At 65.4% G+C, this 11,456-nt stretch carries 12 protein-coding genes; 7 read left to right on the forward strand and 5 right to left on the reverse strand.

The features are described 5' to 3' along the window. Positions 1 to 38: 38 nt before the first annotated feature. Both FB473_RS06220 and FB473_RS06225 read right to left on the reverse strand, forming a co-directional pair. Positions 39 to 1,340: an ABC transporter permease gene (locus tag FB473_RS06220; RefSeq protein WP_167165640.1), complete on the reverse strand. Its 1,302-nt coding sequence runs from the start codon at positions 1,338 to 1,340 to the stop codon at positions 39 to 41. Further along, complete coding sequence (locus FB473_RS06225) at positions 1,337 to 2,035, reverse strand: ABC transporter ATP-binding protein (protein ID WP_167165642.1); 699 nt, start codon at positions 2,033 to 2,035, stop codon at positions 1,337 to 1,339. The genes FB473_RS06220 and FB473_RS06225 overlap by 4 nt, the downstream gene beginning before the upstream one ends. A gap of 242 nt (positions 2,036 to 2,277) precedes the next feature. Between FB473_RS06225 and FB473_RS06230 the strand changes: the two genes are divergently transcribed. The 3 genes from FB473_RS06230 to FB473_RS06240 all read left to right on the forward strand — a co-directional run bounded on the left by FB473_RS06230 (position 2,278) and on the right by FB473_RS06240 (position 5,743). Continuing rightward, entirely contained in the window at positions 2,278 to 3,405 is a 1,128-nt protein-coding gene (locus FB473_RS06230) for a histidine kinase (RefSeq protein ID WP_167165644.1), read from the forward strand. Next, complete coding sequence (locus FB473_RS06235; RefSeq protein ID WP_167165646.1) at positions 3,402 to 4,067, forward strand: response regulator; 666 nt, start codon at positions 3,402 to 3,404, stop codon at positions 4,065 to 4,067. The genes FB473_RS06230 and FB473_RS06235 overlap by 4 nt, the downstream gene beginning before the upstream one ends. An 80-nt stretch (positions 4,068 to 4,147) precedes the next feature. Then, entirely contained in the window at positions 4,148 to 5,743 is a 1,596-nt protein-coding gene (locus FB473_RS06240) for an MDR family MFS transporter (RefSeq protein WP_341770057.1), read from the forward strand. A gap of 170 nt (positions 5,744 to 5,913) precedes the next feature. Here FB473_RS06240 and FB473_RS18220 read toward each other — a convergent pair whose 3' ends face one another. From FB473_RS18220 to FB473_RS06250, 3 genes are all read right to left on the reverse strand, one after another. Continuing rightward, entirely contained in the window at positions 5,914 to 6,288 is a 375-nt protein-coding gene (locus tag FB473_RS18220) for a sortase (protein WP_341770133.1), read from the reverse strand. Further along, positions 6,279 to 6,533 (reverse strand): hypothetical protein, encoded by a 255-nt coding sequence (locus tag FB473_RS17620; protein WP_208390795.1) that lies wholly within the window; start codon positions 6,531 to 6,533, stop codon positions 6,279 to 6,281. Before FB473_RS17620 ends, FB473_RS18220 begins: the two co-directional genes overlap by 10 nt. Before the next feature lie 510 nt (positions 6,534 to 7,043). Further along, on the reverse strand, positions 7,044 to 7,460 hold the full coding sequence (locus FB473_RS06250) for a DUF6788 family protein (RefSeq protein WP_167165652.1): 417 nt from the start codon (positions 7,458 to 7,460) through the stop codon (positions 7,044 to 7,046). A gap of 416 nt (positions 7,461 to 7,876) precedes the next feature. Between FB473_RS06250 and FB473_RS06255 the strand changes: the two genes are divergently transcribed. From FB473_RS06255 to FB473_RS06270, 4 genes are read left to right on the forward strand one after another with little or no spacing between them, the layout of a single operon-like run. Beyond that, positions 7,877 to 8,113, forward strand: coding sequence for a phosphopantetheine-binding protein (locus tag FB473_RS06255; protein ID WP_167165654.1), 237 nt, complete (start codon positions 7,877 to 7,879; stop codon positions 8,111 to 8,113). Between the two features lie 4 nt (positions 8,114 to 8,117). Continuing rightward, complete coding sequence (locus tag FB473_RS06260) at positions 8,118 to 9,395, forward strand: beta-ketoacyl synthase N-terminal-like domain-containing protein (RefSeq protein ID WP_167165656.1); 1,278 nt, start codon at positions 8,118 to 8,120, stop codon at positions 9,393 to 9,395. After that, complete coding sequence (locus FB473_RS06265; protein WP_167165658.1) at positions 9,392 to 10,627, forward strand: hydroxymethylglutaryl-CoA synthase family protein; 1,236 nt, start codon at positions 9,392 to 9,394, stop codon at positions 10,625 to 10,627. The genes FB473_RS06260 and FB473_RS06265 overlap by 4 nt, the downstream gene beginning before the upstream one ends. Further along, positions 10,618 to 11,454 carry an enoyl-CoA hydratase-related protein gene (locus tag FB473_RS06270; RefSeq protein ID WP_167165660.1) on the forward strand — a complete coding sequence of 279 codons (837 nt, stop codon included), beginning with the start codon at positions 10,618 to 10,620 and terminating at the stop codon, positions 11,452 to 11,454. Before FB473_RS06265 ends, FB473_RS06270 begins: the two co-directional genes overlap by 10 nt. The last annotated feature ends 2 nt before the right edge of the window (positions 11,455 to 11,456 follow it).

Here is an 11,456-nt window from a genome sequence, read left to right on the forward strand (position 1 = left end):
ACGGGAGAAGGTGCCCCAGGCCGCGGGCACGCATGAGGTCACTCGTACCGTAGGGAGTCCACTGGGTCGGCTCGTGCTGCCCGAGCGGCCGGCAGCGTCCCGGCAAGGAACGCGATGACCATGACAAGGATGACGATGGTCGCGATGGACGACGGCGCGAACGCGATCAGCTCGAGTCCTGCGAGATCGGCCAGAAGGGTCTCGGAGAGCACTTGACTGAAGGCCGACCCGACGACGATCGCGACCAATGCCCCGATCGCGCTGCCGAGGAAGCCGATGAACGTCGCCTCGATGCTGAACAGGGCGAACACACGTCCGCTGCCCATTCCCATCGCCTTCATGAGGCCGATCTCGCGGGTGCGTTCCTGCACTGACATGTAGAGGGTGTTGACGATTCCGAATGCTGCGGCCAGAAGCGCGATGACGGCGAACGCGTTAAGTACGAGCACGATTCCGTCGATGACAGTGGTGATCATGCCGAGCTGGTCGGCGATGGTGGTGCCGGTGTACCCGGCGTCGGCAAGCTGGTCCTTCAACTCATCGATCGCCGCGTCGGTGGCGTCGGGGTCGAACCAGACGCTGGCCGAGGAGTATCGGTCTGCCTGAGTCGCTGGAAGACCGGTACTCTGCGCATCGTGAAGCGTCTCCGTGAGCGCCTGGTTCAGCAGGACGCTCGAGCCCGTTGGTGACGCCAGAGCCTCTTCCGTGACGCCGACGACCGTCGCCTCGACGATGTGCTGCGTGTTTGTCGCGTCGGTGATGGCGATGGCGATCGTTTGTCCCAGTGCATCCGCGTCGTCGCCCAGTCCGAGGGGCTCGACATAAGCCTGTGGCAAGGCGACCTGCAGATCGCCGGAGCCATCGTCGGGTTCGACACCAGAAGAGAGCACTGTCGTCTGGCCCGCCACCAGGCTGCCTACGCTCGCGACGTACCTGGTGCCGTCCTCGAACCGGATGTAGTCGGGGGTGATGCTTCGCTGTGGGTCTACGTCGAGTATCCCGTCGATGTTCTTTATCGACTGGATGTCATCTGGCGTGAGCGCGATGACCGTGGTGCCCGGGATACCGGTCGAAACCGCGTCCGGATCGTATTCCGTCGGCTCGCCGCTGCTCGCCAGAGGGTCGCCCGTGCTCTCGCTGGTCTTGGTGACGGTCATGGCATTGGACGCGCCCACGCCGCTGACGGTGTCGTCGATGTAAGCGTTGATACCGGTGCCGAGCCCGCTGGTGATGGTCAGCGTGAACGCGCCGATGAAGATCGACAGGACTGTGAGGATTGTCCGGGTTCTCGACCGGAACGTGTTCGAGATCGCTGAGGCGATAAGGTCCGTGGTTTTCATGCGGCAGCCTCCTGCCCCGTGCCGGCGAGCAGGCCGTCGCGGATACGAAGCTGACGATCGCATCGTGTCGCGAGGTCGATGTCGTGGGTGACGACGATCAGGGTTATTCCGTGCTCGCGGTTCAGGTTGAAGAGAATATCCTCGACCACGGAACCGGTCTTGGAATCGAGGTTCCCGGTGGGCTCGTCGGCGAAAATGATCCGAGGATCGTTCACCAGTGCGCGGGCGATGACAACGCGCTGCTTCTGGCCTCCGGAGAGATCCGTGGCTTTGTTCTTCGCCTTGTCGAGGAGCTCCAACTGCTCGAGCGCCGCCAGACCGCGGCGCCTCCGCTCGGCGGAGCCGACGCCTGCAATCTTCAGCGGCAGGATCACGTTGTCCAGAACCGAGGCGCTCGGGGTGAGGAAGAACTGCTGGAACACGAATCCGAAGGTCTTGTTGCGGGTTCGGTTGAGGGTGCGTCCCTTGAGGGAACGTGTGTCGGCGCCTTCCAGAGTGATGGTGCCCGACGTCGGGGCGTCGAGGAGCGCGAGGCAGTGCATGAGGGTCGACTTGCCAGAACCGCTCTTACCCAGAATCGCGATGGACTCTCCCCCCGAGATCGTGAAGCTCACTCCCTTGAGTGCTTCGAAGCGGTTCTGGCCGCGGCCATACGTTTTGTGTACGTTCGACACATCGAGGATCGGATTGTTCATGGAGTCTCCTGGATTGCCCGCAGGGGCACGGCATCTGCTGGAGTTCCCAGCCTCCCGCTCATCGCTGCGCGGCACATCACCCCGTCGCGGACACTTCGATACCGCGTTCGCGGTACGGCTCGCAGAGTGGTGGGGAGGAGAGTAATTGCGCCAGACGGCAAACTGGGGGAGTGACGCCGACGACTTCCTATCCTCAGCCGCATCCGCGCGCGCCGTGGTGGGCGATCGATCTTGTGGTTACCGTGCTTGTCGTCGCACCGGCGTTCGCGCCGTTCCTTGAACCCGAGATGCTTCCCAGCGATGTGCTGTCGTGGAGCGCCGCGCTCGTCCCAGCTCTCGTGCTGCCGCTGCGGCGACGAGCGCCGGTGGCTGTGCTCGTCGCTCTGGTCGCGCTGTTCGCGATCACCGCAATCGGTGGACCGTTGTTGCCGGGCATCGGCCTCGCGATCGCCGTCGCAGTCTTCCACTTGGCCAACGACACGAGCCGGAAGGCGTCGCTCGTCGTCGGCGGAGTCGTCATGGGCGTGATGACGGCGATCAGCGTGACGGTCGCAGTCACACGTGACCTGGACGCCCACGTGTTCCAATTCATCGTGACGATCGCGTTCGCGGCTGCCGCAGGGGATGCAACCCGCTCACGTCGTGAGTACCTGGTGGCCGTCACGGAGCGGGCAGATCGCGCGGAACAGACGCGTGAGGCAGAGGCGAGGCGTCGCGTGACTGAAGAACGCTTGCGGATCGCGCGCGACCTCCATGACGCGGTCGCTCACCAGATCGCTGTCATCAGCTTGAACGCCGGCGTCGCGTCCACGGCGATGGACACTGACCCCGAACGTGCGCGTGCAGCGCTCGGCACGATTCGCGGGGCGGCGCGCACAGTCCTGGCCGAGATCGGAGACCTGCTGAGCATGTTGCGCTCCGACGGGCAGGACGCCCCGGCCACTGCGCCGCAGCCAGGGCTGGGGCAGCTCGACGAGCTCATGGACCAGTTTTCCTCCACCGGGTTGGAGGTACACCGGAGGATCGAGGGTGACCTCTCCCGCGTCCGTGGAAGCGCCGGTATGGTCGCCTATCGGGTCGTCCAGGAGTCGCTCACCAACGCTCACAAATACGGTTCCGGTCACCGCGCGCATGTTCTCGTTGCCGTGCTGCCGGAAACGCTGCGCATTGTCGTCACGAATCCCGTCGATCATGGCGCACCTGCATCCGTCCCGGACGGGGCTGCCACCCCCGTCCCGGGGGCGGGGGTGGGGCTGATCGGCATCCGCGAGCGCGTCTCCTCGGTGCGAGGGACGGTGCATGCGGGGCTGGTGCCCGGCGGCTGGAGAGTCAGCGCCGAGCTTCCGATACCGAAGGAGGAAACCACGTGACGCGTGTGCTCGTCGCCGACGACCAGGTGCTGATCCGCCAGGCTGTCTCGGACATTCTTGCTGGTCAAGAAGATGACGAGGTCGTCGGCCAGGCCGTCGACGGTCGGGAGGCGGTCAAGCTGGCTCGGGCGCGTCGCCCGGACGTCGTGATCATGGACATCCGAATGCCGAACATGGACGGCATTGAGGCTACAGCAGAGATCTGCGGCGATCCCGAACTCGCAGGCACGAGAGTGCTCATCCTCACGACGTTCGAGGAGGACGAGTACCTCGTCGCCGCCCTCAGGGCAGGCGCGAGCGGGTTCATCGGCAAGGGCTCCGAACCGGACGACATCGTCCGTGCGGTGCATGCGGTGCACGCCGGCGACACGCTACTGTCGCCGGCGGCCACTCGCAGCCTGATCACCAGGTACGTCCGTGTGCCTGCTCGGGCAGGCCAGGGCTCACTGCCCGAACTGTCGGGGCTGACCGAGCGCGAGCGCGAAGTGTTGTTCCTGGTGGCGACGGGACGATCCAATCAGGACATCGCTGACGAACTCGTCATTTCGCCGCATACGGCGAAGACCCATGTGAACCGCGTCATGACGAAGTTGCGGGTTCACGACCGCGCACAGTTGGTCATCATCGCTTATGAGTCCGGATTGCTCACACCGGGAAGCTGACGGCCGATACCGCGATCGTGGTAGGAAGATGCCGCGCTCGGGGGACGCGGACGCGCATGACGATCAGCAAGTCTGGAGGAGTGACCACTTCGATCAGACCAGCGATCGACGCAGCCGCGTCCATCCCTGAGCCGGGGCACTCTCGCCATGTTGTCCTCGTTTTTGCCGGGCTTCTTGTCGCGATGCTGCTCAGTTCGCTTGACCAGACTGTCTTTTCCACTGCGCTGCCCACCATCGTGGGCGAACTCGGTGGGGTGACTCACATGCTGTGGGTCACGACGGCATATCTGGTCGCATCGACGATCATGATGCCGATCTATGGCAAGCTCGGCGACCTCCTGGGCCGCAAGGGCCTGTTCATCGGGGCGCTGACGATCTTTCTCGTCGGCTCGGTGTTGGGAGGGTTTGCCCAAAACATGACCGGGCTGATTGTTGCTCGTGCCGTTCACGGCATTGGTGGTGGCGGCCTGATGATCCTTGCTCAGGCGATCATCGCTGACGTTGCGCCGGTACGTGAGCGGTCAAAATACATGGGCATCATGGGCGCGGTCTTCGGATTGTCCTCAGTTGTCGGCCCGCTCTTGGGCGGCTGGTTCACAGAGTCGGCGCATTGGCGGTGGGCGTTCTGGATCAATGTCCCTCTTGGTATCGCCGCCATAGCGCTCGCAACAGTCTTCCTCAGACTCCCCAAACATGAGCACAAGGTTCGACTCGACGTTTGGGGGATCACCACCATGGCTATCGCGGTCACATCGGTCATCCTCGTCGCGTCGTGGGGAGGGACTGAATACGAATGGGGCTCTCCCGTCATTGTCGGTCTCATCGCGGCAGCGGTGGTGTTCGGTGCGCTTTTCGTACTCGCGGAACACCACGCTGTCGAACCGATCATCCCTCTCGCATTGTTCAAGAGCCGGAATTTCGTTCTCGCCACGACCGCGGGCTTGTTCATCGGGATAGCCATGTTCGGTGCAATCGCTTACCTGCCCACCTATCTGCAGATGGTCACGGGCGTCAACGCGACGGTTTCGGGGCTCATGATGATTCCCATGGTCGCCGGTCTCACACTGGGAGCGGTCACCACGGGTCAGTTGGCATCGTTAACCGGACGCTACAAGTGGATGCCCATTGCCAGCATGATCGGCCTCGGTCTCGGCTTGTGGCTCTTGTCCACGCTCACGGTTGAGACCCGTCTTTGGGTTCTTCTGAGTTACCTGTTCGTCCTCGGTCTTGGGGTTGGGCTGGGTATGCAGATCCTCGTGCTGGTCGTCCAGAACTCGTTGCCCGACTCACAGGTCGGTACTGCGACCGCTGCCAACAACTTCTTCCGTGAGATCGGCGCATCCCTCGGCGGCGCCATCGTCGGGGCGCTGTTTACCTCGCGCCTGACCGATCTCCTGTCAGGGCTGGCGTCGGTGGGAGGAGCATCGGCAGGCAGCCTCGACTCTCTCACCCCCGGGGCCGTACGCGCACTGCCGCAAGCGATTCGCGATGTCATCGTCAGTGCGTACAACGATGCGCTCACCCCGGTGTTCGCCGCCCTGATCCCGATGGTGGTCGTTGGCCTCGTCCTCGTCAGCTTCATTAAGGAGGTTCCTCTTCGTTCGACGATCGAGGACGCGAACGGCGCCTCAGAGGGTGTGGATAGAGAGACCAACCGGACCGGGGATCTCCCTTGATGAGCCTAGGCAGTTGGGCGTCGCTAACCTGCGACCACGTGTCGACCAAACGTTCATGTCCTTGTTTCACGCCGCCGTGACCATCTCTGGCCAGCAACACGATCAGGAGGTCGCGGTCCTGGAACGTTGGTTGAAGGCTTGTCTACCCCAGCGACGGGACGGTAACCGCACTAAACAGCGCCTAGACAAGGTGCGGTCTTGACGCCGTGAATGTCGTGCTCTGAATCAAACTGGACAATCGCGCGACATATGCACGACAGCGCCGGCGAGTTCGCTCCCCGAGCGGGTAGAGATGGCAGCAGGTGCCGGTCCTCGTCCGGATCGGCGATGCGCTCGCCCTCCACGATCAGCCGATGCGTGTTGATGCCCAGCGGCGTGCAGGTCACCAGCGAGACGAGATCCTCACCGGGCACGACCACGAGGCCGGAGATGTCGCTCGGTTCGACGACCTCGATACTTCGCACCCGGTAGTGCAGGGTGCGGTCGAGGGTATGAACGTGGTCGCCCCGTGATAGACCGGCAGATCGCTGGCGGCCTAGGTGTATTGACCCGGATCGTTGTTGACGTAGGAGAGGCCTCCGTAGTTGGCCTGCGCACCGGGGTAGTCGTGGAAGGACGGCACATCGCGTTCCTTCCCGATCGGTGCTGGGCCGCCGTCCGTCGTCTCCGCCGACGCCGAGACCGGACTCGCGAAGGTGTCGGCGTATCCGCACAGGGAAAACACAAGTAGGAGGGCTAGGGTGATGCTCGCAGATCGGCGACCACGGGTGCGCGATGTGGCGATGCTCACGGGCCACATCCTGACCTGGCCGTCCTCACGGTGGAACCTGCTTGATCTCGCTTCATGGTATCGGTTCTGCTACGCGAGATGCCGAAATCCGATGTGATGCGTCCCGCATGTGTGCCCTGAAAGGGCGAGGCGATTCGCACACTTCGGGAAAAGACCGCGCTGTCTGCCGTCGCGCGGGCACATCGACGTCCGACACCGCCAAGCGCGATGCCTTGGTGCAGCCTGTCGCGCGTGGACGACGGCGGCGTCCGCCCTGATTTCTGCGCACTCGTCGGGTCATGAGGGGCCGGGAAGCGCTTGCTTGGGCGTGTCGATGTGCGGAAATCAGGGTGGACGCGGTCATAGCGGGGACCGGCGGGCTGGCTGCAGCGGAGAGAGCAGCGATGAGCGAACGCGGTCGTCGCGGGGGACGGCCCGTCGTGGACGGCCTCCCGCGGGCTCGGTGTCGGCGACGAACCGTCGGCGACGAACCGATCGCGCGGCGCGCAAGTGCCTCGCTGACCCCAAGCCCTAAACCGGCCGCGCCGAACGGGTCACACGGGTGGCGCCGCCCTGTCGCTCGGCCCCTGTCGCCGACCGGCCCGCGCCTGCCTCCCCGAGCAGTCGACGCCGGTCCAACTCGGCATTGACCTCGGCCAGCCGGCTGCACGCCTGCTGGAACTGGGCCCAGCGCTTGGTGCGTTCCTCGAACTCGGCCACCATCACGGCCGGCACCCGACGGGTCACCACCCGGCCCATACGCCGCCGCACCAGGGTGTACCGCGGCCCATGCCCCGGATCGCCTTTCCGGGCGCACCGGCACGTCGGTTTACCGCACCGGCGCCATTCCTCGTGCAACGACGCCGGGGTGAAGTCCGCCAATCCCGGCAGGCTGTCCGCCAACCGGCGACGCTCGGCATACAGTTCGTCGTCCGTCCACTGCTCCACGCGACCATCATCGTCCCGCGTCGTCCTTCTGAGAAACCCTGTATCCCAGAAGGACGATGCCTCACTAGCGGCATCACGCGAACGACACGACTAGCGGCCACGCACGGTTAACCTCTCGTTCAAGTCACCCGAATACGTTGCCTGCGTGTGCCGCTCCCACTCCCATCACGGTCGCAACTGCATGTCTCCAAATACGCGCACTTTCAAGTATAACCACCCCGCTACCCGTCGCCCCCGGCTTGATGCTCCGGAGAACAGGTCGGTCTGGTCGGACGCCCGGGACGGTGCGGCGGACACGGACCTGCCCCGCGAGACGGATGGATCGGAACCGGGCAGCAGCCTCCTTCGTCCCGACCCCGGGCACCTTCAACGTGCCTAGCCCGAACACGATCACCTATCAGAAAGACGCACGCGACATGAACGAGACGACAGCGGTGCTGAGGCGGACGATCGAAAGCGTCCTCTACGACGCCGACCTGAGCGGTCTGGCCGCCGACACGAGCCTCAAGGACCTCGGCGCCAACTCGATCGACCGTATCGACATCCTCATCCAGGCCATGAACGAGCTCTCGATCACGTGCGACCTGATGGAGTTCAAGGACGCGCGGTCCTTCGGCGAGATCGCCCACGTGCTGCACGCGAAACGCGCCTGAGACCATGCCCGAGACACCCCCACCACGGCCCGCCATCACAGGGATGGGCGTGTTCTGCGCCGGAGGATACGGCACCGCCTCGTTGTGCGAGACCCTGAGGCAGGCCCCGGCCTTCGATCCGGCGAGCACCGACGTGCTCCTCGCAGAGATCGCCGACGAACAGCGCTTCACCGCCCACGTGGGGCGTCTCGCCGATGACGGCACCACCGGGGGCGTCGTCCTCAAGGCGACACGCCGGGGACGCGTGGCCGACCGGCTCATGCTCCTGGCCGCGCTGGAGGCGTGGACCTCGGCCGGCCTGTCGGCCTCCACGGCAGAGGAGGCCCAGCGGATCGGCTGCGTCCTCGCGGCCAACAACCACTTCGACCGTGAACTGGAGACCTCCTTCGCGGACCGCCCGGGCCACGCGCGGCTCGTGAATCCGCGCGAGCGTCTCGCGTGCCTCGACCCGTACGCCCTGGGTCTCCTGTCGCGGGTCTTCGGGTTCACGGGTCACTCCGCGACCGTCGGTTCCCAATCCGCCTGCTCGGCCTCCGCGGTCGTCCACGCGGCCGGGTTGCTCCGCTCCGGGCTCCTCGACCACTGCCTGGTCGTGGCCCCGGCGTTCTTCCCGTCCGACAGCTTCCGGGAGATGCTCGAGAACCTGGGCATCGTCTCACGGATCGAGGGAGAGGCCCCGGTGCGGCCGTTCGACTCCTCCCACGCGGGCACATCGCAGGCCCCCATCGCGGCCGCGATCGTCCTGAGTGCGCGTCCTGAGCACGGCCCCGGCACGGTCACGGTCGAGGGAGTGGGGAGCTGCCTCCATCGGTCGACGGGAACGGAGCCCGACCTCACGGGCGAGGTGCTGGCCATGCGCGGAGCGCTGAGGGACGCGAACCTCGCGCCGTCCGACATCGGTTACGTCAATGCCCACGCGACCGGAACCCCTCGCGGGGACGAGGTCGAGGCACTCGCGATCGCCGAGGTCTTCTCCGGGGTCGCCCGGCCGCCGCTCGTGAACGGCACCAAGGCGATCGTCGGGCACGGTTTCAACGCGGCGGGGCTGGTCGGCATCGTCGCCACCTGCCTGCAGCTCACGCACGGGTTCGTGCACGACACCCCGGGGCTCGTCGATCCGATCGCCGATCTCGCCTGGCCGGGCCGAGGCGGGACGCGGGCCGCCGCGGACGTCGACCTGGCGATCTGCAACACGTTCTCGTTCTTCGGGATCAACACCAGCGTGGTCCTGTCGAGCCGCAATGGCTGCGTCGGCCAGGGGAAAGGGAGTCACACGTCGTGAACAGAGTCGGAATCGAATACCTGAACTTCTACGGCGGCAGCGCATACATCGATGTCAAGGAACTCTTCGAGGCCCGCGGGCTCGACGCCGCGAGGTTCGACAACCTCCTGCTCTACCGCAAGTCGGTCGGCATGCCGTGGGAGGACGCGGTCTCGAACGCCGTGAACGCGGCGAAGCCGATCATCGATGCCCTCACGGACGACGAGAAGAGCCGCATCGAGCTCGTCGTGACCGCGAGCGAGTCGGGGCTCGACTTCGGCAAGTCGATGAGCACCTACATCCACGACCTGCTCGGCCTCGGCCGCGACTGCAGGCTCTACGAGGTCAAGCAGGCGTGTTTCGGGGGGACGGCCGCGCTGGAATCGGCCTCGACCTTCGTCGCGTCGAACATGTCTCCCGGAGCCAAGGCGCTCGTCCTGGCGACCGATGTGGTCTATTCGACGGCGCGGGGAACCTACGTCGAGCCCTCCCAGGGCGTGGGTGCCGTCGCGATGCTCGTCGGCGACGAACCGGAGGTGCTCGACCTGGACTTCCAGGCGTACGGGAGCCAGGGGTACGAGGTCATGGACACCTGTCGTCCCCTGGCCAACCTCGAGACCGGCGATGCCGACCTCTCACTCCTGTCGTACCTCGACTGCCTCGGGAAGTCGTACGCGAACTACACGGCGAAGGTGCAGGGCGCGGACTTCGCGGCCACCTTCGACTACCTCGCGTTCCACACACCCTTCGCCGGCATGGTCAAGGGCGGCCATCGCAAGATGATGCGCGACCTGTACGGCATGACGACACGCGACATCGACGCCGACTTCCACAAGCGCGTCGCCCCGTCGCTGCGGGCATGCGGTGATGTCGGCAACGTGTACTCCGCGACGCTCTACCTGGCCCTGAGCTCGCTCCTGACACACGCCGAGATCACCGGGCCGAAGCGGATCGGGCTGTTCTCCTACGGGTCGGGGTGCTCATCGAAGTTCTTCAGCGGGGTCGTGACCCCCGCCTCGCAGCGACGCCTGCTCGACATGCGCGTCCAGGAGCGTCTCGACGACCGCTACAGGCTCAGCATGGAGGAGTACGACGACGTCATCGACCTGAACGCCGAGTGGGGCTTCGGCGTGCAGAACAAGGACGTCGACACCACAGGGCCCGAGGGCCTCTACAGGCGCAAGTTCGAGGGCAGCGGGCTTCTCGTGCTGGACCGCGTCCGTGGCTTCCACAGGGAATACCGGTGGGCCTGACCATGGGGACTCTCGTCGGGCAACGTCGATTCACGACGATCGATGTCGTCGTCACCGACGAGGTCGCCTCCGTCAGGTTCGACCGTCCGCGGGCGAACAACAGCATCGACCGCGTGCTCCTGTCGGAACTCCACGAGGTGTTCGACCTCCTCGATGCCTCGGAGGTCCGCGTCATCGTGCTGAGGGGCGACGAGCACGCCTTCTGCACGGGCATGGACTTCAACGCGTACACCGCGGGCGTCGACCGGCGCGGCATACCGGGAGCCGGGCAGGAGGAGCGGCTCGTGACGGAGATGACCCGCAGCTACATGGACCTCCTGAGGAAGATGAGCCTCCACCGGTGCGTGGTCGTCTCGGTGGTCGAGGGAAAGGCTCTCGCGGGAGGCATCGGGATCGTCGCTGCCAGCGACTACGCGATCGCGAGCGAGCAGAGCACCTTCGGCCTGCCGGAGGTCATCTGGGGGCTCCTGCCGTCCATGGCCGTTCCCTACCTCATCAGGAGGGTCGGTCATCAGGCGGCATACCGGATGACCATGCTCGGTCACACGATCGACGCCCGGCGCGCCGCGGCCATCGACCTGGTCGACGAGTGCGTCGCACCCGAGGAACTGGATCGGGCCCTCGATCTGCTCCTGCGACAGCTCGGACGCATGTACGCGCCGGTGGTTCCCCTCATGAAGCGGTACTTCCGCGATCTGTCGGCCATCACCGACGAGGTCGAGGAGCACGCGGTGCGGACGACCACGGAGCGCTCCCGGGACGAGCGGGTCAAGGCGAACATCGCCAATTTCACACGTCACGGCCGATTCCCCTGGTCACCGAAGTGACC

Origin of the sequence: Brooklawnia cerclae, from assembly GCF_011758645.1 — a bacterium.
Lineage (GTDB): Bacteria > Actinomycetota > Actinomycetes > Propionibacteriales > Propionibacteriaceae > Brooklawnia > Brooklawnia cerclae.